Genomic DNA, 22,921 nt, shown 5'->3' with positions numbered 1-22,921 from the left:
TAGCACCATGTTAGAACCCCTCTTTAATTGCACGGTACTTTTCAGATGAAAGCTGGTTACATCAGAACCGCCCTCGGGGCGGTGGCGCTTACTTCGGCTGCGGTCGGCACGGCAAACGCGGCCGGCTGCATGAAGGGGGCGGTTGTAGGCGGAGTGGCGGGACACTACGCCGGACATCACGCGGTGGTCGGCGCGGTCGGCGGCTGTCTGGTCGGGCGGCATATGGCCAAAAAGCATGCGGAAGAACAGGCTGCGCAACGTCAGCAGGCCAGATTGCAATAATCCGGGTTCGGGGCGCTCGCGCCCCGTTCAGGCGATTCGCAATCCGTGCGTGGGCAGAATCTCCTGCGTGGTCACGAAGCGGTGCTGTTTGACCGCGTCGTGAAATAGACGGTAATCGCTTTTCTCGAAAGCGTTCGTCCACTCGGGCTTGTCGCCGGTATCGTCGCCGAACATCAAACCGGTGGCCATGTACTTCCAGGAGCCGGGACCTTTTGGCACATAGTCCGGAATCGACTCTTTCAAACCCGGAATGCCGCCCGCCTTCACGACTCGGCAGATATGCCGCAAGCGATCGTTGTCGTCCTCGAGCCGGTTCGTATTGAGCAGGTTCGTGAGCACGTCGGTCACATCGTCCGGCATGCCGGGCAGGTTCTCGAAGTCTTGCCGACCCGCCAGATAGGCACGCACCGCGCGGCACGCCATTTCGGCCGCCTGCACGAAATCCGGTAGATTGTGTCGCTGGACGAACTCGTTTCTACCGTCGATGTAATGCCATTTCGCCCACGGCTGGTCAGGATAGTGCAAGGCAGCACCGTGACCGACCGGCAGCGCAACGGTCAGCACATCCTCCTCGATGTGTTCGAGCAGGTGCTCGCTGGCGAGTCTGAGTTTGGCGAACCAGCCTTTGCGGGTGCAGTCCTGAGCTTCCAGCAGATGAACCCGATTCCACGGACTTTCGATCCCGGCGAACCCCTGATGCGCCCATGTATCGACATACGTGTGAAGCGTCACGCCCAGCCGATGCAGTCCCGTTTCGGTGTCCCGGCGCAGGATGGCGCGCCGCACCACCTCACGCGCGACCGCGCTATCCGGCCGGCACACGGCCTTCTCGTGCAACGTCGAGCCCTCGGCCGCCGGCAGAAAATGAAAGGGCGTCCACACCAGCCGGTTCTTGTCGTCCTCCGTGGTGGCGTAATCGAACAACTTGTGGGCGGTAGCGAAGCGTTCGAACGTCTCGCCGCCCTTGAAGCGTAATATGCCCGCGGTCGTCGCATCGTCCACATATTGGCAGGCGTGCGCCACGGTGATCGCGTGGTCGGCCGGCATCCCCGCCACGCGGGCGGCAATATAGATGACACCGTAGTGAAAGTCGATATTCATGGCTGGCGCTCCTGAAGCGCGACGAATGACGACGGGGGATTCTGGACTGAGCAGCGAGGGGGATGCCGTGTCGGCGCGTGAGTAGATAGTAGACGACCGAACGCACCAGGACTTTAAAAAAACGCTCGCCGCCCTGTTTCTGGCCGAGTCCGCTACGCGCGCGCGCCGCCAAATAGACTTGCAACAATCTTTCCGCTTTTATTATTTGCACTGTCCGGCGGCTCGGCTATGCTGTGTCCCATTGGAAACCATTCGTAATGCGAAAGGGCATAACCGGACCGCACCACTCTCCCCGTCCAAACCTTCGGGCTCAGTACACGCTAACGCAAAGGACAATCCCCGTGAAACTCGACAAGTGGAAAGAAGGCGCCAGTCCGGAACGGCGCAAGTTGATACGCAGCAAGCTTCACGTCTTGCTGGCCACGATCGGCACCCTGGCGTCCGTGGTGGGCATCTGCGTGGCCATTAACGGCGGACTGGAATTCAATCGCACCAAAGTTTTCATCGGAGTCGGCATTACGGTCGTCTCCACGATCGTTTATATCTCGATGCTTTTCGCGCCGTCCGAGTGAAATCCGGCGTTCTCCAGTTGGGCAAAGACGCCGCTATCGAACGGGCTGTTACGACAGGTGGGTAATTTTCAGGCGGCTATTCCAATGCGAGTTCAGATACTCGAGCGCCAGTCGCCGGTGGCAATGGTGAGGTAAATGTTCACTGCAAAGCAGGCACGCCGAGCGGAACAGATCGACGTCCAGATTGCTTTCCACCCGGCGCTTGGCGATCAACTCGACGTAGGCCGCGGAGAACTCGTCCCACGTCAGTTCGTTGGCCTTATAGCGCTTGAACAAGTCGGGCTCCGGAGCCAGCTCAGGCATTTCCTGGTAAGCGGCGCCGCACAACTTGTCGAGAAAGAAAGGCAGATCCTGTTTCTTCGCGAAGCCGGCCAGCTGCGACGTGTTGCTCAGGCGAATGTCGAGCACAGTCCGCACCTCGGCGTTTTTCAGCAGATCGAAAAATTGCTGGGCCGTCTTGCCGGTAAATCCGATGCTGGCCACCTGTACGGGATTGTTTTCGCGCTTCATTGCGGGAGTACCTGGCAGTGGGCAGACGCAGTGCCCGGAAAAAGAAAAGCCCCGCTGCGAAATTCGGAGCGGGGCTCAGTCTCAGTTCACGTCGTGCTGCTTATTTGACGATGCCGACCAGTTCGACCTCGAAGGTCAGATCGCTATTCGGCGGAATCACGCCGACGCCGCGATCACCGTAAGCGGTCGCAGCCGGGCAGGTCAGTTTGGCCTTGCCGCCCACTTTCATCTTCTGCACGCCTTGCGTCCAGCACGGAATCACGCGATTCAGCGGGAACGTGGCCGGGCCACCGTGTTTCGCCGAGCTATCGAACTCAGTACCGTTGGCGAGCGTGCCGCGGTAGTTGACCTTCACGACATCTTCGGCAGCCGGTTGGGCTCCCGTGCCTTGCGTGAGGTGTTCGACCACGACGCCGGAAGGCAGTTTTTCGGTGGTGGGCGCGGCGGCCATTGCCGTCGAAGACAGAAGAGCAGCTGCGACCAATGCAACGATAGATTTCAAAGCGAGTCTCCAGATGGGTGGTGCGCTTCATTGTAACGGATCGCATGGGGCGCCTCGCTGCGCGCGCGAAAGTCCGCGAGCACTGTCTCGCGTTCGCGGACGTCGGCCAGCACGGCCGGATCGAGTAGCGCGGAAATCACTTCTTCACGCTCGCGGCTCGCTTCCACGATGACGTCGCCAGACGGGCTCCAGATCGCGCTCGCGCCGCACGTGGCCCAGCCGCCGGTGGTGCCGACATGATTCGACAGCAACGCGTACACGGTATTGTCGAATGCCCGCGCGGGAAACCAGATGCGCGACTGATGGTAGCCGGTCTGCACGCTGAAGAGTGCGCTCACCAGATACGCGTGCGCGCCATTGACCGCCGCATGCCGCGCATGCTCCGCAAAACCCGAGTCGTAGCACACGCCGAGTGCGAGGCGCCAGCCGTCGAGTTCGAGCATGCGGCCTTGCGTGCCCGGGCGATAGATCTTTGTCTCGCTGCTGTACAGGTATTGCTTGTGATACGAGTCGAGCTGCGCGCCGGTACGGCTGAATACGAGCGAAGAGATATGCAGGCCGCCCTCGCCGCGCGTCGCCGCGCCGACGATGACCGCGATTTCGCGCTGCCGACAGATGGCCCGGATCGGTTCGAGCCGCGCGTCGTGTGCATCGAAAGCGTATTTCGCGGGATCGCCGGCGATCAGGTCGGGTTCGTAGCCGGTCAGGAATTTCTCGGGAAAAACCACCAGTTTTGCGCCGGCGTCGGCGGCCAGAGCGGTCAATTCGACCGTTCTGGCGATGTTGACCGTGACATCGCCGCACACCGGTTGCGCTTGCGCAGCCGCGATTCGCAATGAGGTTTGCGGCAGCAATGCCTGTGTGTGATTCAACGTGCGCTCCGTGATGAAAGGACTGTTGCGTTATGACTGCGCGCGTTCGACCTTGGATCGCGGCAGGCAATGCCCCGGCATTTAAACATGAGCGGCACGCCACATGTAAGTGCGAAGATTCGAGGTGAACCACCTGAGCGGTTTAGCGGTCCACATAGGAAACCCCCTCCTTCGAGTTGTTCGCCGACACGCGAATCCGATGCTAAAGAGCGTTTTCGATGACCGAGCCGGCTGACTCCGACGAAACCACAGTCCCGGCACCTTCCGCTGTGCCGGAGCGGCGCCGTACGCCCCGGCCGCGCCGGATTCCGCGCAGCCGTGAGCAGCAGGCGCGGCTCGACGCGCGCGAACCGTCCTTCGAGCCGCTGCCCTTTTCCATCGACGAAGCCGCTGCGCAGCGCCCGTTTTCCGAAAAACTCGCCGAATGGTTCGAGGCGCGCCGTTGGCAACCATTTGAATTTCAACGCGAGGTCTGGCAGGAAATCGGCCGTGGCGCGAGCGGTTTGCTGCATGCCACGACCGGCGCCGGCAAAACATGGGCCGTCTGGTTCGGCGCAGTGGCCGCCTTCGCAGCCACGTCAAGCGCGCGAAAACGCAGTACGCCCCGCACGCACCCGGAGCCGCTCACAGTGCTGTGGATCACACCGATGCGCGCGCTCGCCGCGGACACCGCGCGCGCGTTGCAAAGTTCGGCGGCGGAACTGGCCGTGCCGTGGAGCGTCGGCTTGCGCACCGGCGACACGTCGTCGGCCGAGCGCGCGCGGCAGAACCGGCGCATGCCGTCGGCACTGGTCACAACGCCGGAGAGTCTCTCGCTCATCCTCACTCGCCCCGATGCGCGCGATGTGCTTGCACACGTGCGGCTGGTGATCGTCGACGAATGGCATGAGCTGCTCGGCAACAAGCGCGGCACGCAGACGCAACTCGCGCTCGCGCGGCTCGCGCATTGGCGTCCTGAGGTGCAGGTATGGGGCTTGTCGGCGACGCTCGGCAATCTGTCTTTCGCCGCCGGTGTTCTGCTCGCGTCCGTGAAGACGCCACGCGTAAGCGTACATGGCGCGCTGCCGAAAGCACTGATCGTCGATACGGTGATTCCGGAGACCATCGAGCGGTTTCCGTGGGGCGGTCATGTGGGCATGCGCCAGGTCGGCGCCGTGGCCGAGGCGATCGGCGAGGCTCAGACCTCGCTCGTGTTTACCAATACGCGCTCGCAATGCGAAGTCTGGTATCAGGCACTGCTCGAAGCGCGGCCCGAATGGGCCGGCCTGATCGCGCTGCATCACGGCTCGCTCGATCAGGAAGTGCGCGAATGGGTCGAGCGTGGTCTCAAGAGCGGCTTGTTGAAAGTGGTGGTGTGCACATCAAGCCTCGATCTGGGCGTCGACTTTCTGCCGGTGGAGCGCGTGTTTCAGATTGGCTCGCCCAAGGGCGTCGCGCGTTTGATGCAGCGCGCGGGCCGTTCGGGTCACGCGCCGGGGCGGCCGTCGCGTGTCACGATCGTGCCCACGCATGCGCTTGAACTGGTCGAGGCCGCCGCCGCGCGCGAAGCCGTCGAGAAGCGTCAGATAGAAGGCCGCGAAACGCCTGAGAAACCGTTCGACGTGCTGGTGCAGCATCTCGTCACCGTGGCGATCGGAGGCGGTTTCGAGGCGCGCGAACTGTACGGCGAAATTCGCAGCACCTATGCCTACCGTCAACTGACGCAGGCGGAGTTCGACTGGGCGCTCGGCTTCGTCGAAGGCGGCGGCACGGCGTTGCGTGCGTATCCCGACTATCATCGCGTGGTGCGCGAAAGCGACGGCTTGTACCGCGTGCCGCGAGAGGATCTGGTGCGAAGGCATCGCAACAATATCGGCACCATCGTCGCGAACGGCACGTTGAATGTCGCTTACCTTGCCGGCGGCCGGATCGGCGCGATCGAGGAATCGTTCATTTCACGGCTGAAACCGGGCGATATTTTTACTTTCGGCGGACGTGCACTCGAATTGATCCGCGTACAGGATATGACCGCGTGGGTGCGGCGCGCGACCTCGTCGCGCGGAGCCATGCCGCAATGGGCGGGCAGCCGTATGCCGCTTTCCTCCGAACTCGCGGACGCCACGCTGACGATGCTCGCGCGCGCCGCCGCCGGCATCTATGACGAACCCGAAATGCGCGCCGTGCGGCCGCTGCTCGAATTGCAGCAGAAGTGGTCGGCCTTGCCCGAGCCGGGCGTGCTGGTGGTCGAGTTGGTGAAATTGCGCGAAGGGCACCACTTCTTTTGCTATCCATTTGCCGGGCGCACGGCGCATATCGGTTTGGGCGCGCTGCTGGCATGGCGCGTCGCGCGCGAAAAACCCGGTACGTTTTCTATTTCAATGAACGACTACGGTTTCGAGCTGTTGTCCGCGCAACCATTCGATTGGGCTGCGCAACTCGAAAGCGGATTGCTCTCGTCAAACGAACTGGATCACGACATTCTCGCCAGCCTCAATTCGTCGGAACTCTCGATGCGGCGTTTTCGCGAGATTGCGCGCGTGTCTGGGCTGGTGTTTCAGGGGCATCCAGGGCAGCAGAAAAGCGCGCGGCAACTGCAGGCGTCGAGTGGTCTCTTCTACGAGATCTTTCGCAATCACGATCGCGGCAATCTGTTGCTCAATCAGGCCGACGATGAAGTGCTTCTGCAGGAACTCGACGCCCACCGCATTCGCATTGCGCTCGAACGCATGAACGCGAGCCGCGTGGTCGTCACGCGACCGAAAAAGCCGACGCCGTTCGCGTTTCCGCTGATTGTCGGACGCCTGCGGGAAAAAGTCAGCACGGAGAAGCTGGCGGATCGCGTCGAGCGGATGCTGGCCGAACTCGAGAAGGCGGCCCGCACATGAGGCCGGCTTCGTTGGCAGTGGAGATTGCCGGGCATCCTCTCGTGCTGTCGAGCTTGCGCGCGGCGTTCGATCCGGCGCTGCGTTGTCTGTTCGTCGCCGATGCGCATTTCGGCAAGGACGCCGTGTTTCGCGCACGCGGCGTTCCGGTGCCGATCGGTTCAACCGCCGACAACCTGATGCGGCTGGATATTCTGATCGCGGAGTTCGAGCCGGCCATGCTGGTGTTTCTCGGCGATCTGCTGCATGCGCGCGAGGCGCACGCGGCCGAGACACTCGACGCATTGCACGTCTGGCGCGCGCGGCATGCGCGGCTGCGGGTCGTGCTGGTCGAAGGCAATCACGACCGCCATGCGGGCGCGCTGCCGGCGACGCTCGACGTCGAGTATGTCCAGGAGCCCTGGCGTGTCGGGCCGTGGGCGCTGTGTCATTACCCGCAGAAGGTGGAAGGTGCGTATGCGCTCGCGGGACATGTGCATCCGGTGTATCGGATTGCGACGCGCAACGATTCGGTACGGGTTCCGTGTTTCCGGTTCGGGGCGGCGGGCGGCGTGTTGCCTGCGTTCGGGAGCTTTACTGGAGGGACGCGAGAGGACGGTCGTGTCGCTGGGGAGAAGGTTTTTCTGGTGGTGCAGGAGAGGGTGATTGAAGTGGTGTGACGTGGGATTTCGTACTGGTTTTTTGAGCGATTAGTTTGCCGAGGTTGAAGATGGGAGCGAGCGGGCGATGGTCGTTCGCTCGCTCCGTTTGGCATCGGTAGGAAGGCCGGTCTCCCGGCCTCCGTGCGATGAAGGAACGTCGCTCCGTTAGTGGTTGCCGCCGCCGTGGCCTCCGCCGCCACCGCCGTAGCCACCGCCATGGCCGCCGAAGCCGCCGCCGAAGCCGCCGCCGTGGCCTGAGCCAAAGCCGCCGCCGAAGCCGCCACCATGGCCTTGGCCTCCGTTGCCCGCGCCTGGGCCATTTCCGCCCTTGCCGCCGTCGCCGCCGTGACCGTGGCCACCTGCGCCGGGACCGCCGTCGCCGCCGTGACCGTGGCCACCTGCGCCGTTGCCGCCGTTGCCGCCGTTGCCTGGGCCGCCTGCGCCGTTGCCGCCGTTGCCGGGGCCACCTGCGCCAGGACCACCGTTGCCCTTGCCGCCATTGCCGGGGCCGCCTGCGCCAGGACCACCGTTGCCCGGGCCACCTGCGCCAGGACCACCGCCGCCTTTGCCGCCGTTGCCGGAGCCACCGTTGCCGCCGTTGCCTGGGCCGCCTGCGCCAGGACCGCCGTTGCCCGAGCCACCCGCGCCAGGACCACCGCCGCCTTTGCCGCCGTTGCCGGAGCCACCGTTGCCGCCGTTGCCCGGGCCGCCTGCGCCAGGACCACCGTTGCCCGAGCCACCCGCGCCGGCACCGCCGCCGCCTTTGCCGCCGTTGCCGCCGTTGCCCGCACCACCGTTGCCTGAGCCACCTGCGCCAGGACCGCCGCCGCCTTTGCCACCGTTACCGGAGCCACCGTTGCCGCCATTGCCCGGGCCGCCTGCGCCAGGACCGCCGTTGCCCGAGCCACCCGCGCCGGCACCGCCGCCGCCTTTGCCGCCATTGCCGGAGCCACCGTTGCCGCCGTTGCCCGGGCCGCCTGCGCCGGGACCGCCATTGCCCGACCCACCTGCGCCGGGGCCGCCGCCGCCTTTGCCGCCATTGCCGGAGCCACCGTTGCCGCCGTTACCTGGGCCGCCTGCGCCAGGACCACCGTTGCCCGAGCCACCTACGCCGGCACCGCTTCCGCCCTTGCCGCCGTCGCCGTGACCACCGTCGCCGTGACCACCATTGCCGGGACCGCCCGCGCCAGGACCGTTTCCGCTATTGCCGCCGTCACCGTGGCCACCTTCTCCATGGCCACCGTTGCCATGACCGCCGTCACCAGGACCGTTCCCGCCCTTGCCGCCATCGCCGTGACCGCCGTCTCCATGACCACCTTCGCCGTGAGCGCCGTCGCCATGGCCACCGTCACCATGACCGCCTTCACCGTGACCGCCGTTGCCATGACCGCCATCTCCATGGCCACCGTCGCCATGGCCACCGTCACCATGACCGCCTTCACCATGACCGCCATCGCCGTGACCGCCTTCACCATGGCCACCGTCGCCATGACCGCCATCGCCGTGACCGCCGTCGCCATGGCCACCGTCACCATGACCGCCATCGCCGTGACCGCCTTCACCATGGCCACCGTCGCCATGACCGCCATCGCCGTGACCGCCGTCGCCATGACCGCCATCGCCGTGGCCGCCGTCGGCATGACCGCCTTCACCATGGCCGCCATCTCCGTGACCGCCGTTGCCATGACCGCCATTTCCATGGCCGCCGTCTCCGTGGCCGCCTTCTCCGTGGCCACCGTCGCCGTGACCGCCTTCACCATGACCGCCATCTCCATGGCCACCGCCACCATGACCGCCGTCACCATGGCCACCATCGCCATGGCCACCGTCACCGTGGCCGCCTTCACCATGGCCACCGTCACCGTGACCATGACCGCCATCTCCGTGACCGCCATCTCCATGACCACCATCGCCATGACCATGGCCACCGTCGCCGTGACCACCATCACCATGGCCGCCGTCTCCATCACCGTCGCCGCCATGACCGCCGTCACCATGATGACCGCCATCGCCGTGGTGGCCATGATGACCGTGGTGCCCATGATGGCCATGACCATGGCCGCCGTCGCCGCCGTCGCCACCGTCACCTCCACTGCCGCCATCACCGCCATCCCCTCCGGTGCCGCCGCCGGCGCCGCCGTTGCCGCCATCACCTCCGGTGCCGGTTCCGCCGTTACCACTGCCGCTGCCCGTGCTCCCGGAACCCAGTCCCGACGAGCCCGAACCACTCCCGCCGCTATTGCCCGCAGTAGCCGTCCCGGTTGACGAAGTCCCGCCGCCGCTTTGCGTGCCCCCGGCCGCTACCGCCCCCACCCCACCCGCGGCGAATCCACTTCCACCAGGCATCACGAGGCTTCTGCTTTGCCGGATGCAGCCGGGCGTGCCCGCACAATCATCCGGCAACGCCTGCGCCAACATCATCACGTTCGAACTGACCGACGGCGCGGCCGACGCGGCCGGATCAGTTTGCGCACCCGCCATCGCCGCATACAGACTCACAGCAACTGCGAATACCGCCCGGCGCGTCCCCAGCACCAGTGCGTCCCCGTTTTGCTTTTTCATTTCATTCTCCTAACTATATGCTTTTAGCGACCGGCCCTGGTAACAAGCGAATCTCTGTTCACTGTTAAAAATGAAACCTCAACGCCCGGTCGTCATCGCCTCGCGTCACGCTAAAACCACATGACTTTCGGCATCTCTCGCACGGAAAACCCCGGTCCGATTCAACGTGATTCGAGAGAGGACAACTGGCTGTGCGCGAACCCCGGTTTTGAAAACGCACAGCTGGGCCTGATGGACGTTGAAGTTATGCGCAGTGCCATTCAGCGACCGTGCGTTACCCCACGCAGTGCGATATCGCCACAGTTTTTACGATGAATTGCGCAGCTGAACTGTCAGAGATCGTCAATTGCCAGCTTTATAAATAGGAGAGAGTTACTGTCCATAGATACGCAGTACAAACTATTATTTTTTTACGTTTTCTTTAATCCACGTGATCAGACTAACCATGCAACCATGGTTCGAATGCTTCACATACGTGTGCATCCGAACACAAAACAGAAGTTGCCCATGCAGGAGTGAGTGCAATCACACAGACGGCGCAACTCGGGCTATTTGCCCAGCGCCATGATCGCCCCCGCGCTTCGTCAACGCATAAGACCGTCGCGTGAATAAAAGCAGCCCGTCATCGGACCAGCCGCCCTGCTCGCGGTATAAAACATTCGGCCCGCAGCGCATTCCGACTGCCGCGCAAACTCACGGCCACTCCCTTCATGAATTCGTCAGCGATATATGCGCCATCGCACGGACCGGGTGTGAATTCCGATTCGGGCGACAATACGAGCATCGCAACTCCATCGACAACAGGAAAAAGATGCTTCTATCCGAACAATGGGTGCTGGTCACGGGGGGCGCTCGCGGACTCGGCGCGGCGATCACGCGCGCACTGCTGCGCGAAGGTGCGAGTGTGGTCGTCAACTATCGCAACAGCGAAACATCGGCGCTCGCACTGAAAGAGGAATTCGGCAATCGGGTGCTGCCACTTCGAGCGGACGTCACGGACGCGGCCGCCGTCGCGCGCCTGTTTGACAAAGCGCAGTTGCAAACCGGCCAACCCATCGTGTCAGTGGTCAACAACGCGCTGGCCGACTTCCGGTTCGATGGCGATGCTCGCCCGAAAATCGATTCCATCGCCTGGGCGCGTTTCCAGCAGCAACTCGACGGCTCGCTCAAAGGCGCGCTCAACACGATTCAGGCGGCCGTTACCGGCATGCGTTCGCGTGGGTTCGGCCGCATCGTCAACGTGGGTACCAATCTGTTTCAGAACCCCGTCGTTCCCTATCACGACTACACGGCGGCCAAGGCGGCGCTGTTGTCGGTTACGCGCACCGCTGCCCACGACCTCGGTCCGGACGGCATCACGGTGAACATGGTGTCGGGCGGACTGCTGCGGACCACCGACGCGAGCACGGCCACGCCGGAATTCGTCTTCGACCTGATCGCGAGCTCCACGCCAGTGCGCCGCGTTACGACACCGGAAGAATTCGCGGATGCAGTTTTGTTCTTCCTGTCGCCGTGGTCACGCGCGGTGACCGGCCAGAACCTGATCGTCGACGGCGGCCTCGTGAAGGGTTAAGCGGTTCGTTCACCACTCGCGCGCTCCCACGCGCGAGCGAGCCGGACCGGGAAGTGTCGCTGCGCACCCACCACGCAGCGGCGCACCCAACACATTCCCGCAGTATCTTTGTCCGAAGCATTTCCACCATCCGTGGCACCGGGCGGGTCTTCGCCACCGTCAAGGCTCCCGCAAGCTTGCCGCGCCAGCCCGCGCGCTCAACCGGTAATAAACGCGGGTTTACCTTCGTTTGACTTCAGAAGGCAGGCTCGTTTACTGGACGCAAACAAGCCTTCAGGACACTTCCAATTTGCTTTGGTCAGCTGAATAGTGTTCTGCGAAACTCTTCCACTATGTCAGGAGACTGAGCCATGGTTAATGTGTCCAGCAGCGCCGTCGACGAACTGAAAACCGCCATGCGCGGTCAGGTTCTGTTACCCGGCGACGCGACCTTCGACGAAGCACGCAGCATCTGGAACGCGATGATCGATCGGCATCCGGCGATCATCCTGCGTTGCGCGGGCGTTGCCGACGTGCGCCAGGGCGTGGCCTTCGCGCGCGAGAACGGCCTGCCGCTCGCGATTCGCGGCGGCGGCCACAACATCGGCGGCAGCGCATTGTGCAACGACGGAGTCGTGCTCGACCTGTCGCAGATGAAATCGGTGCAGATCGATCCCGCGGCGCGTCGCGCGTATGTCGAACCGGGCGCGACGCTGCGCGATTTTGACCATGAAGCGCAGGCCTTCGGGCTCGCCACGCCGCTCGGCATCAACTCGACCACCGGCGTCGCGGGCCTGACGCTCGGCGGCGGCTTCGGCTGGCTGAGCCGCAGATATGGCATGACCGTGGACAATCTGGTGTCGGCCGACGTCGTCACCGCCGAAGGCGAACTGGTCCACGCAAGCGCCGATTCGCACGAAGACCTGTTCTGGGCGATTCGCGGCGGCGGCGGCAATTTCGGCGTGGTCACGCGCTTCGAGTTCGTCCTGCATCCGGTCGGACCGCTCGTATACGGCGGCCTCGTGGTCCTGCCGATCGAGCAGGCAAAGGACGCCTTGGTGAAATACCGCGCGGCACAAACCGCGATGCCGAAGGAACTGAGCGTGTGGGCCGTGCTGCGGCTCGCGCCGCCATTGCCGTTTCTGCCGCCCGAAGTCCACGGCAAGCCGGTGATCGTCTTCGCAATGTGCTATACCGGCGCCGTCGAAAGCGGTCCGTCCACGGTGGAATTCGTCCGCGCTTTCGGAACGCCGCTCGGCGAACATCTCGGCCCGATGCCGTATGCCATGTGGCAACAGGCGTTCGACCCGCTGCTCACGCCGGGCGCGCGCAACTACTGGAAATCGCACAATCTGGTCGACATTCCGGACGGCCTCATCGACGCGCTGCTCAACGCGATCGCTAACCTGCCGACGCCGCAATGCGAGATTTTTTTCGGGCAGATCGGCGAGCAGACCCGGAGCGTGCCAGTCGAAGCCACCGCCTATTCGAGCCGCGACACGGTGTACGCGATGAACGTGCACGGCCGCTGGGACGATGCGAGCGATGACGAGCGCTCTGTGGGCTGGGCCCGCGCATTTTTCGATGCCGCCGCGCCGTTCGCGCTGGGCAGCGTCTACGTCAACTTCATGACGGAAGAGGAAGGCGGACGCGTCGCCGATGCGTACGGGCCGAACTACGAACGCCTCGTCGCTGTAAAAAACCGCTACGATCCACGCAACCTGTTCCGTCACAACCAGAACATCCGGCCGTCGGTGTAGTAGTGAGCAGGCGGGCGACGGCCGACGGCAATTCGCGCGTGGCCCGCCCACGCGCGCCGCACCCAGTACTGAACAGCGCACCGCGGGGTCGGGCACGCTATGTGCTGGTTAGCAATCAGCGTACGGGCTTGTCGGCGTCACGCCCTTACCGCCTGAACGGAAACGAACAACGCCACTTTCATAACACCAATAACGCAAAAGGAAAACAATCATGCGTAGACGACAATTCATCATGACGACCAGCGCCGCGCTCGCCACCGCCGGACTCGGCCTTGCCGGCTGCACGACCACGTCGCCGTCCTCGAGCGCATCGCCTTCGGCCAACGCGGGCAAACGGGACAGCATCAATGCCGGGGTCGATTCCACGCTGTCGCGTCTCTACGAGAACGTCACAGGCTCACGTGAACTGGTGGCCAAGGCGCGCGGCGTTCTGGTGTTCCCGAACGTCATTTCGGCGGGCTTCTGGGTCGGCGGCCAATACGGCGAAGGCGCATTGCGCGTGGGTGGCCGCACGGCGGGTTACTACAGCACCGTCGCGGGCTCGTTCGGTTTGCAGATCGGAGCGCAGTCCAAGGCCCTGATCTTCCTGTTCATGACGCAAGAAGCACTCGACAAATTCACGAGCAGCCAGGGCTGGGCGGCCGGTGCGGACGCCACCGTCGCTTTGCTGAAGATCGGCGCGAACGGCGCGGTGGATACCTCTACCGCCACCAGCCCGGTCGAAGCCTTTGTGCTGACGAACGGCGGACTGATGGCCGGCGTATCGCTCGAAGGCACCAAGGTTTCGCGTCTGATGATCTGAACGTGAGCGTCCACGCGCACTGCCAGGCAGCCGCCTCGCCGGCTGTCTGGCATCTCTAACTCGCGCGGAGCGGAAGCTGCCGCCGCGTTACCCGCCTCCCGGTCATCCAGACCGCCCTGCTGTAAAATCCACGCTTTTTGCAATCTTGCCCGGCCCCCGCTGCGCCCCAGGCCGGGACACTCATCTGTCTGCGGACGCGCGTCTCGCTTGCATGCACGCCGTTAGCCCGGACTTCCCACCTCGCTCAAGATGAACACCGCTCGTCCCACTCACGGCTGGCTCGCCACGCTGCCCGGCATCAAAAGCAATGTCCTCGCAGGACTGACCTCGTCGTTCGCGCTGGTGCCGGAATGCATCGCCTTCGCGCTGGTCGCCCATCTCAATCCGTTGATGGGGCTGTACGGCGCCTTCTTCATCTGCGCCATCACGGCGTTGTTCGGCGGACGACCCGGCATGATTTCCGGAGCCGCCGGTTCGATGGCGGTGGTCATCGTGGCGCTCGTCGTGCAACACGGCGCGCAATATCTTCTTGCCACCGTGATCCTGAGCGGCATCTTGATGGTGCTGTTCGGCGCGCTGCGGCTCGGCAAACTGATCCGCATGGTCCCGCATCCGGTCATGCTCGGCTTCGTCAACGGACTGGCGATCATCATCGCGATGGCGCAGCTCGCGCACTTCAGGCAGAGCACGCCGCAAGGCGAGCAATGGCTGCACGGCAGCGCGCTGCTCGTGATGTGCGGACTCGTCGCGCTGACCATGGCGATCGTCTATCTGCTGCCGCGGCTCACGCGCGCGGCGCCGCCCGCGCTGGTGGCGATCGTCGGCGTGGGTCTCTTCACGCAGTGGCTGCCTGTGCCGACCCGCACGCTCGGCGACATGGCGCACATTGCGGGCGGCCTGCCGAGTCTGCATATGCCGGGCGTCCCGCTGAATCTGGACACGCTTCATGTGGTGCTGCCCTACGCGGTGCTGATGGCGATCGTCGGTCTGCTGGAAACGCTGCTGACCTTCAACCTGACCGACGAGATCACCGAAACGCGCGGCCAGCCGAATCGTGAATGCCTCGCGCTCGGCGCCGCGAATATCGCCTCGGGTCTGTTCGGCGGCATGGGCGGTTGCGCCATGATCGGCCAGACCATGATCAATCTGAATTCGGGCGGCCGGTCGCGCCTGTCCGGCGTGGTCAGCGGCGTGATGATCCTGATGTACATCCTGTTCCTGTCGCCGCTGATCGAACGCATTCCGCTGGCGGCGCTGGTCGGTGTGATGTTCGTGGTGGCGCAACAGACTTTCGCGTGGGGTTCGCTGCGCGTGCTCGGCAAGGTGCCGCGTAACGACGCGCTGGTGATCGTGGCGGTCAGCGTCATCACCGTGTTTTCCGATCTGGCGATCGCGGTGTTGTGCGGCATCGTGATCGCCGCGCTCAATTTTGCGTGGCAGCACGCTCGTGAAATCCACGCGCATGTCGAAGACCGCGCCGGCGACAAGATTTACGCGCCACGCGGGACGCTGTTTTTCGCATCGACCACCCGCTTTCACGAGCTTTTCGACCCGGCGGAAGATCCCGAGCGCGTCACCGTCGACTGCCGCGATCTGCTGCTGGCAGATCATTCGGCCCTGGCGGCATTGCAAGCGCTGGTCGAACGTTATCGAAAAGCCGGCAAGGAATTGAGCATGAAGAACTTGTCCGAACGCAACCAGCGCCTGCTGAGCCGCGCCGGTATCGCGCTGGCCTGACGTACGCTCAAGCGCAGGCCCGCGTCGTTCCGGCAACGTGCACACCCCTGCGGACGCCGCGGCGATTCATGCGACTCTTCGGATTAACGGCGGAGCGGGACAGAAAACTTCAGGCTTTGCCGATCGGCTTCGGGCGCAGGGCCAGGACGAGGGTTTGGCAGGCGCGGCTCACGACGCGATGGACGCGGCGGCGCCTTCATACCTGACTATGTGCGCGCGGGGTGAGGGACGATTTATTCCGCCGGCAGCGTCAGCGAGGCAACTTCGCAGCGCGGCCACTGACGCAGGACGTCAGGCGCCAGCAACAACTTGGCGGCTCGCACGCCCGCGCCCATGACGATCTGGGTCCGCTCCATGACGGCGGCATCGACGAGAATGCGCCAGTCGTCCGGCAGACCGAAGGCCGTGATACCGCCGAACTCCATGCCGCTATGCTCGACCGCCGCTTCCCGTTTGGCGAACGAAAGCCGCTGCGCGCCCAGCGCCGCCTTCACCGCGCCGTTGATGTCGAGCCGCAGCGAACCCAGCGAGACCACCGCCGCGTAATGCTCGCCGCCCTCTTTCTTGTAACGGATCACGATCGTGTTCGCGCAGTCTTCCAGACCGAAGCCGTAGCGCGCGCTGAATGCGGCGGTGTCCGACGCGTCGTCGGTGACGGAGAAAACCGTGACGCCTTGCGCCGGCAATTGCTCGACCACATGCGCAGGCAAATGCGCGTCCAATTGTTCCGCTGCAATGACGTCCAGCCGCTGTACGAGTTCGTGCGAGTGCATAGTGAGCAAAGTGTTTGAGGATCCCTGCGCATTCTAACGGCACACCTGGCTCATGGTGCGTCGACGGTGCCGGCACGTGACCGGCACGCACGCGGCGCGCGCCGGTCGCGCTTGTTATAGTGACGGGCACAAGGTTTGCGAAAGGCTTGAACGCGAAGACTGCGGCGAAGCAGCCCGATCTGTCCGCACACACCCGGTCCGCACCCGCCACCTCGAATTGCCCGCGCGGCGCCAGCACCCATTGGGAAACACGACCATGGACATCGACACGCTTTCCGCCGAGAACCTTCAGCAAGTGGCCCGCAAACAGGCCAACTGGGCCATCGGCGCCTTCAAACAGTTTGCCGAAGACCGCTGCGCGGCCATGGCCGCAAGCATCGCTTTCTATGCGGCGTTCTCGCTTGCGCCCACGCTGGTGATGGTGATCGCCGTGGCCGGCTGGTTCTTCGGCGCCGAAGCCGCGCGCGGCGAGTTGTTCACCCATATCCACGGACTGCTCGGCGATCAGGCCGCCGCGGGCGTCCAGACGATCGTCGAGAACGCGCATCACAGCGGCAGCGCCGGTGGCATCGCGGCGGTGATCTCGCTCGTGACGCTGGTGATCGGCGCCTCCGCGACCTTTTCGTCGCTCAATAGCGCACTCAATATAGTCTGGCCGAATACCGGGCCGCGTTCGTCGAGCGTGATGGCACTCGTGCGAGTGCGGCTGATTTCGTTCGGGCTGGTGCTCGGGGTCGCGTTTTTGCTGATTGTGTCGCTGGTGCTCGATACCGTCATCACCTTCGTCGGCAAGTGGCTGTGGGGCGACTCGCCGTACGTCGTGATCGGCAATCTTCTGCAACTCGGCGTCGGCTTGCTCGTGCTGGCGTTCGCTTTCGCGGGCCTGCTCAAGTTTTTGCCGGATGCGCGCGTGCGCTGGCGCGATGCGTTCGTCGGCGGGATCGTCGCGGCCGTGCTGTTTTCGGCGGGCAAAAAGTTGTTCGCGCTGTATCTCGCGCACGCCGGCATGGCCACCTCGTTCGGCGCGGCCGGTTCGCTCGCCGTGCTGCTGATGTGGCTGTATTTCTCCGCCGCCGTGCTGCTGCTCGGTGCGGAATTCTCGGCGGCGCGCGGGCGCATGCATGATCCGCGCGGAGGCTGGGGTATGCAGAACGAGACGCCGCCGGGCAGCCGTGCCAAGCTCGCCTCGGTGCTGGCGGCATCGACTGTTGGCGCGGATGCGGTGCCGCACGCCGATGCGCAAGCGGACGAACGCGCCGCGCCGGGCGACGCCGCTCTCACTCCCGCCATGCGCGCCGCGAGGGCCGGCGCGCTGGACGGCGCCGCGCCGGCGGCGACTTTCCAGACGCAAGCCAGAAACCGGCCGTCGGCGGGGGCAACGGCGCTCAAGGTCGGGCGCACGGTCGTGCTCGCTGAAGCGCAAGCGACGCGCATCGCCGCGGTCACATTGATCGAAGCAAGCCGCAAAGCCGTTGCGGCCGACCGCTACGTAAGGCGGCATCCGTGGACTTCGGTGCTCGTGGCGGCGACCGCCGGACTGGCTGCAGCAATGGTTGCGCGCCGCAATTCCGATAACAGCGAACGCTAAGGCATCCAGTCGCGGCCCAGCTTCACGGGCCGCACCTGCAAGCGCCTGCATGGGTGCGCCTGCTCACAACGACGAAAACCTGTCTAGCGGCTCCGTCAAGCCAGATCTGCTTCAATTCTTATGGAAACGCTACAGAACGAGCCGGAAAATTAGACGACATCATTACATTTAGCCTACAAATCAATGTCGAAAGTACGCGTATTGGAGTCGTCACTGTCATCAAAACAACAATAATGCTGAGTCAACGAATAAATGTTGCTGAAACAGAAATAATCGTTAACGCGCTTTAAATACAAGGCTTTGCGTGATTTGTCAGTTTTTGGAGACACTCTTTTTTTTCCAGTTCTTGCCGATTGACCCGGTGAGCTATTCTCCTTTCCGCAACAAAGAAACTAATCATCTGCGTGGAGAAATGGATGAAACGAATCGCACTGTCTACCCTCTCGCTGGCGCTCCTCGGCGTCACTGGCGTGGCACATGCTCAAAGCAGCGTGACCCTGTACGGTTTGATCGACGAATCGATCCAGTACGCTCACAACACGGTTGACGCGAACGGCAAGAACTCGAATCAGGTCGGCCTGGTCGGCGGCAACCTGCAAGGTCCGCGTTTCGGCTTGAAGGGCACGGAAGACCTCGGCGGTGGCCTGAAGGCAATCTTCCAGTTGGAAAACGGCTTTGACGTGAACAACGGCAAGCTGAGTCAAGGCGGCCGTATGTTCGGTCGTCAAGCGTATGTCGGCCTGACGGGTGATCAGTGGGGTACGTTCACGCTGGGTCGTCAATACGACCCGCTGGTCGACCTGGTTCAGCCGCTGACGGCTGACAACTACTTCGGTTCGACCTTCACCACGCCGGGCGACGTCGACAACAACGACAACTCCTCGCGCACGAACAGCGCCATCAAGTACACCTCGCCGGTGTGGGGCGGCTTCCAGTTCGAAGGCATGTACGCTCTGGGCGGCGTGGCTGGCGCAACGGGTTCGGGTCAATCGTGGTCGGGCGCTGCAACCTATGCAACGGGCCCGTTCAGCGTGGCTGCTGGTTATTTCCGCATGGACAACGGCAACACGCTGGCTAGCCGCACCGCCGGCACGCCGCCGACAGCTGGCTGGAACGGCAGCACGTCGGACGGCACGTTCGACAACCAGGTCAACGGCGCATACGCCGCGGCCAAGTCGATCGGCATCGCTTCGGTTGCTGTGCAATATGTCGCAGGCCCGTTCACGGCCAACCTGCGTTACAGCAACGCACAGTACAAGCCGGACGCGAACTCGGGCTTCGGTTCGACCCAGAAGTACAACGTCGGTGGCGCATACCTGGGTTACCAGGCAACGCCGGCAATGCTGGTTGGCGTGGGCTACATCTACACCAAGGCTAGCGGCGATTCGAGCGCAACGTATCACCAGGTTTCCCTGGGCGGCGACTACAACCTGTCGAAGCGCACGGACATCTACCTGGTCGGCGCATATCAGCACGCAAGCGGTCAGCAACGCAGTTCGGACGGCACGCTGGTCAACGCAGGCGCGGCAATCGGTTCGTACAGCTACAACTCGGCTTCCAGCTCGCAAGAACTGGTCAGCCTGGGCATCCGCCACAAGTTCTAATCGAACTTGACGGACTGCTGAAGCAACACGCAGTTGAAGACCAGCCACTGGCGAAAGCCTGTGGCTGGTTTTTTTTCGTCCTGAGTTCTTTCTTTGATTCTTCTCAATCACCCAATGAAAAAGGCCGCCAGCAAGCCCGCTTCAGGCTCCTGACGACCTCTGCTGTACTGCTTCCCGCCGAGCCCGCACTTCACACCGGCCCGACGCGTGCGACCGCGTCTGTCTTCGGCCTACTTCCGCTGCGCCTTGCCCCTCTCCGCCTGCGCCAACGTCTGCGCGGGCTTCGCGTCGAGTTCATGCTCGATGCCGTCAGCGCCCACCGGCGCGCGATGCAGCACCAGCGCCCGCTCCCGCTGCAACAGCGGCACATTCGGCGATTCCTGCCAGTCCGGATCGGGGATCTCGCCGAACACCTGGCGCAGCCGCTCGCCCCACGTCCGGTGAATCATTTCGAAGTACGCGTTGTCGTGATCGATCGAAACGAAGCGCGTGACGCGCAGCGTGTCCTTCTGGTAGACCAGCAGATCGAGCGGCAGGCCGACCGACAGATTCGAGCGCAGCGTCGAGTCCATGGAGATCAGCGCGCACTTGGCGGCTTCGTCGAGCGGCGTGGACGGCGTCAACACGCGGTCGATGATCGGCTTGCCGTACTTGGCCTCGCCAATCTGGAAATACGGATTGACCGCCGACGCCTCGATAAAATTGCCCGCCGCGTAGATCATGAACAGACGCGGCCGGTTGCCCGCGATCTGCCCGCCGAGAATGAAGCTGCAATTGAAGTCGACGCCGAATTCCTGCAACGCCTCCGCCTCGCGCTGATGCACGCAACGCACCGCACGGCCGATCACGCGGGCGGCGTCGGCCATGGTCGGCGCGCTCCAGAGCGTGGGCTGGGAAGGATCGGTGGGCTCGGACAACTCGTGCAACACCGCTTGAGTCAGCGACAGATTGCCGGCGCCCAGCAGCGTGAGCATGCGTTCGCCCGGCAACTCGAACACCGACATCTTGCGCGCGGTGCTGATGTGATCGACGCCCGCATTGGTGCGCGTGTCCGAGAGGAACACGAGACCGTCGTCGACGGACATCGCGACACAGTAAGTCATAAGAAAAGGTACCCGCAAAAAAACAACTGAACGGCGCTATTGTAATGCGGCGCGCATGCGCCTCTATCCCGTTATATCCCGTTTATCGGCCGTGGCGGGCCTATTCTGAATGGCGATATGAGGGCTGGCACTCACTGGCGCCTCCGGAGCCCTTTTTGTGAGCCGCCCTCGTTGCGCGTCTACTGCGACTGTTGCCCGCTGACCGTAACGGACACTTTAAGCTGCTCTTCCAGCCCGCCGATACGCCGGCCACGCACTGGCGCGGCGGCTTCGTAGTCGCGCGCGACTGCGAGGCGGCAATAGAGTTCGCTGGCAAACGCCGCATGCGTGACGTCGATGGAAATCCAGCCCTTGCCTTCGACCCACACGTCGACCCACGCATGGCTCGCGCCGTGCGTCACCTCGCCGGGTTCGATATAGCCGCTCACGTAGCGCGCCGGAATGCCGCGCGCGCGGCAGCACGCGAGCATCAGATGCGCGTGGTCCTGACATACGCCGTTGCCGAGTTCGAGCGCCTGGGCGGCCGTGCTGGTGACTTCGGTAATGCCCGGGTTGTACTTCACGCGCTGCACGATCTGTTCGGAGAGCGCGATCAGATTCGCCGAACTGGTCAAGCTCGGCACCGATTCGGCCAGCTCACGGACCGCCGCATCGGCCTCGGTCAAGCGCGTCGAGCAGGTGAAATGCTCGAGCGGAATCGGGCCGACGGCGTCGGGCAAATGGCCGTCGATCAGCGCAATCGTGTCCACTTCGCCGGCCACGTGCAGACGAATCTCGCTATGCGGCTTGTTGATGACCAGCGTGTGCAGCACGTTGCCGTAAGCGTCGAACGTCGCGTCGAGCTTGCCCGGTGCGTCGATGCTCCAGCGCCGTACGACCTGCGAGGCGCCGCTCGCCGGCGTCAGACGCAGTTGCTGGATCGAATAATGGACAGTCGCTTCGTAGCGATAGGACGTGTCGTGGCGGATCGTCAGGTACATAAAGAAACTCCGTCAGGCGACTGGCAACATCAGATAGGTACGCGCAACCAGATTGCCCAGCTCGAACACGCGAGCGAGGAACTGTGTCAGATAGGCGTGCAGGCCGGCTTCGAAAATCTGCCGGATGTCGGAGTACACGAGTTCGGCGCGCAGCTTGCCGGCGAACCGTTCGCACTGGTTGGAGCCGGAGGTGCGCAGCATCGCCAGATTCACGCAGACGCCTTCGAGCGACGCCAGCAGCGAACGCGGCATCTGCTGATTCAGGATCATCAGTTCGACCACGCGCGCCGGCGTGACGACGTCGCGATACACCTTGCGATAGATCTCCAGCGCCGACACCGAACTCAGGATCGAGGTCCAGTAATAGAAATCTTCGAGCTGGCGCGCGGCATCGCGCGAATTCGGTTCCACGTCGGCAAAGCGCACGTCGAGAATCCGCGCGGTGTTGTCGGCGCGTTCGAGGAAAGTGCCGAGCTGCGTGAAGAAGAATGCGTCGTCCTGAAGCGCGGTGCCGATCGTCACGCCGCGCGACAGATGCGAGCGGAACTTGACCCATTCGAACAGCGCGCCCGGATTGCTCGCGGCCTGCCCCGCCGAGGCGCGCTCGTTGAATTCGAGCCACGTGTCGTTGATGGTTTCCCACCACTCGGTCGTCAGCGTGCCGCGCACGGCGCGGGCGTTTTCGCGCGCGGCCTGCAGACACGAATGGATACTCGACGGATTGGTCGCATCGGCCACCATGAAATCGAGCACGTGTTCGCGGGTCGGTTCGTCGTAACGCTGCGCGAAGGCGGTTTCGAGTTCGGAGATGCGCAGCACCGAGCGTTGCGCGCGCGCCTCCTGGTCGGGCGTCTGCGGCAACAGCAGCGCCTTCAGGTTGATATCGAGCATGCGGGCGGTGTTCTCCGCGCGCTCCATGTAGCGGGCCATCCAGAAAAGGTGATCGGCGGTTCGGCTTAGCATGACGGCGTTCCGTATCTGATGACGCGAGGCCTTGTCGAGGTAAAAGGCCCGCGCTGGTTATCCGTGTGCACCGGCGGCGCGCGTGTTGCGTATCACGTGCTGCCCGGCGCGTTGGGTTGCGGGCGCGGTTGCGTGAACCCTGTGCAACCGCATCGG

Annotated in this window: 20 protein-coding genes; 12 read left to right on the top strand and 8 right to left on the bottom strand. The window is 63.7% G+C overall.

Translation table 11 applies throughout. The annotated features are described in order from the left end of the window. Positions 1 to 45: 45 nt before the first annotated feature. Complete coding sequence (locus tag B0G81_RS06085) at positions 46 to 282, top strand: hypothetical protein (protein ID WP_134133881.1); 237 nt, start codon at positions 46 to 48, stop codon at positions 280 to 282. Positions 283 to 309: 27 nt separating this feature from the next. Here B0G81_RS06085 and B0G81_RS06080 read toward each other — a convergent pair whose 3' ends face one another. Next, entirely contained in the window at positions 310 to 1,383 is a 1,074-nt protein-coding gene (locus B0G81_RS06080) for a DUF6765 family protein (protein ID WP_134133880.1), read from the bottom strand. Positions 1,384 to 1,724: 341 nt separating this feature from the next. Between B0G81_RS06080 and B0G81_RS06075 the strand changes: the two genes are divergently transcribed. Next, a complete protein-coding gene (locus B0G81_RS06075) occupies positions 1,725 to 1,955 on the top strand; it encodes a DUF2964 family protein (protein ID WP_106277115.1) in 231 nt (76 codons plus the stop codon). Between the two features lie 48 nt (positions 1,956 to 2,003). Here the strand turns inward: B0G81_RS06075 and B0G81_RS06070 are convergent, their stop codons facing one another. The 3 genes from B0G81_RS06070 to B0G81_RS06060 all read right to left on the bottom strand — a co-directional run bounded on the left by B0G81_RS06070 (position 2,004) and on the right by B0G81_RS06060 (position 3,839). Next, positions 2,004 to 2,465, bottom strand: coding sequence for a DUF488 domain-containing protein (locus B0G81_RS06070; protein ID WP_134133879.1), 462 nt, complete (start codon positions 2,463 to 2,465; stop codon positions 2,004 to 2,006). A gap of 100 nt (positions 2,466 to 2,565) precedes the next feature. Beyond that, the gene (locus B0G81_RS06065; protein ID WP_012426354.1) at positions 2,566 to 2,916 is read right to left on the bottom strand and encodes an FKBP-type peptidyl-prolyl cis-trans isomerase; all 351 of its coding nucleotides are present in this window, start codon (positions 2,914 to 2,916) and stop codon (positions 2,566 to 2,568) included. 47 nt (positions 2,917 to 2,963) lie between these two features. Continuing rightward, positions 2,964 to 3,839 carry a carbon-nitrogen hydrolase family protein gene (locus B0G81_RS06060; protein ID WP_134133878.1) on the bottom strand — a complete coding sequence of 292 codons (876 nt, stop codon included), beginning with the start codon at positions 3,837 to 3,839 and terminating at the stop codon, positions 2,964 to 2,966. 218 nt (positions 3,840 to 4,057) lie between these two features. Between B0G81_RS06060 and B0G81_RS06055 the strand changes: the two genes are divergently transcribed. The 8 genes from B0G81_RS06055 (at position 4,058) to B0G81_RS06015 (ending at position 15,754) form a co-directional block, all read left to right on the top strand. Next, positions 4,058 to 6,703 carry a ligase-associated DNA damage response DEXH box helicase gene (locus tag B0G81_RS06055; RefSeq protein ID WP_134133877.1) on the top strand — a complete coding sequence of 882 codons (2,646 nt, stop codon included), beginning with the start codon at positions 4,058 to 4,060 and terminating at the stop codon, positions 6,701 to 6,703. Beyond that, positions 6,700 to 7,359 carry a ligase-associated DNA damage response endonuclease PdeM gene (gene pdeM / locus B0G81_RS06050; RefSeq protein WP_134133876.1) on the top strand — a complete coding sequence of 220 codons (660 nt, stop codon included), beginning with the start codon at positions 6,700 to 6,702 and terminating at the stop codon, positions 7,357 to 7,359. The genes B0G81_RS06055 and pdeM overlap by 4 nt, the downstream gene beginning before the upstream one ends. A 267-nt stretch (positions 7,360 to 7,626) precedes the next feature. After that, positions 7,627 to 8,145, top strand: coding sequence for a hypothetical protein (locus B0G81_RS06040; RefSeq protein WP_166678928.1), 519 nt, complete (start codon positions 7,627 to 7,629; stop codon positions 8,143 to 8,145). A 339-nt stretch (positions 8,146 to 8,484) separates the two neighbouring features. Next, the gene (locus tag B0G81_RS45330; RefSeq protein WP_166678927.1) at positions 8,485 to 9,606 is read left to right on the top strand and encodes a hypothetical protein; all 1,122 of its coding nucleotides are present in this window, start codon (positions 8,485 to 8,487) and stop codon (positions 9,604 to 9,606) included. Between the two features lie 1,108 nt (positions 9,607 to 10,714). Continuing rightward, positions 10,715 to 11,476 (top strand): 3-oxoacyl-ACP reductase, encoded by a 762-nt coding sequence (locus tag B0G81_RS06030; protein WP_134133874.1) that lies wholly within the window; start codon positions 10,715 to 10,717, stop codon positions 11,474 to 11,476. 350 nt (positions 11,477 to 11,826) lie between these two features. Further along, complete coding sequence (locus tag B0G81_RS06025) at positions 11,827 to 13,215, top strand: FAD-binding oxidoreductase (protein ID WP_134133873.1); 1,389 nt, start codon at positions 11,827 to 11,829, stop codon at positions 13,213 to 13,215. 211 nt (positions 13,216 to 13,426) lie between these two features. Next, entirely contained in the window at positions 13,427 to 14,017 is a 591-nt protein-coding gene (locus tag B0G81_RS06020; RefSeq protein ID WP_106277098.1) for a YSC84-related protein, read from the top strand. 249 nt (positions 14,018 to 14,266) lie between these two features. Then, positions 14,267 to 15,754, top strand: coding sequence for a SulP family inorganic anion transporter (locus B0G81_RS06015; protein WP_134133872.1), 1,488 nt, complete (start codon positions 14,267 to 14,269; stop codon positions 15,752 to 15,754). Between the two features lie 233 nt (positions 15,755 to 15,987). Here B0G81_RS06015 and B0G81_RS06010 read toward each other — a convergent pair whose 3' ends face one another. Then, positions 15,988 to 16,527 carry a YbaK/EbsC family protein gene (locus B0G81_RS06010; protein ID WP_134143008.1) on the bottom strand — a complete coding sequence of 180 codons (540 nt, stop codon included), beginning with the start codon at positions 16,525 to 16,527 and terminating at the stop codon, positions 15,988 to 15,990. A 256-nt stretch (positions 16,528 to 16,783) separates the two neighbouring features. Here B0G81_RS06010 and B0G81_RS06005 point away from each other — a divergent pair, with 256 nt between their 5' ends. Further along, on the top strand, positions 16,784 to 18,115 hold the full coding sequence (locus B0G81_RS06005) for a YihY/virulence factor BrkB family protein (RefSeq protein WP_134133871.1): 1,332 nt from the start codon (positions 16,784 to 16,786) through the stop codon (positions 18,113 to 18,115). A 416-nt stretch (positions 18,116 to 18,531) separates the two neighbouring features. Further along, on the top strand, positions 18,532 to 19,719 hold the full coding sequence (locus tag B0G81_RS06000; protein WP_134133870.1) for a porin: 1,188 nt from the start codon (positions 18,532 to 18,534) through the stop codon (positions 19,717 to 19,719). Positions 19,720 to 19,949: 230 nt separating this feature from the next. Here B0G81_RS06000 and B0G81_RS05995 read toward each other — a convergent pair whose 3' ends face one another. The 3 genes from B0G81_RS05995 to B0G81_RS05985 form a co-directional block, all read right to left on the bottom strand. Beyond that, a complete protein-coding gene (locus tag B0G81_RS05995; RefSeq protein WP_106277090.1) occupies positions 19,950 to 20,822 on the bottom strand; it encodes a proteasome-type protease in 873 nt (290 codons plus the stop codon). 179 nt (positions 20,823 to 21,001) lie between these two features. Then, a complete protein-coding gene (locus B0G81_RS05990; RefSeq protein WP_106277088.1) occupies positions 21,002 to 21,802 on the bottom strand; it encodes a transglutaminase family protein in 801 nt (266 codons plus the stop codon). Between the two features lie 12 nt (positions 21,803 to 21,814). Further along, positions 21,815 to 22,765 carry an alpha-E domain-containing protein gene (locus B0G81_RS05985; protein WP_106277087.1) on the bottom strand — a complete coding sequence of 317 codons (951 nt, stop codon included), beginning with the start codon at positions 22,763 to 22,765 and terminating at the stop codon, positions 21,815 to 21,817. Positions 22,766 to 22,921 lie beyond the last annotated feature (156 nt).

It is taken from the genome of Paraburkholderia sp. BL6665CI2N2 (assembly GCF_004366535.1).
Classification (GTDB): Bacteria; Pseudomonadota; Gammaproteobacteria; order Burkholderiales; family Burkholderiaceae; genus Paraburkholderia.
The sequence above is the reverse complement of the archived record's forward strand: the minus strand, read 5'-3'. Positions and strand labels throughout refer to the sequence as shown.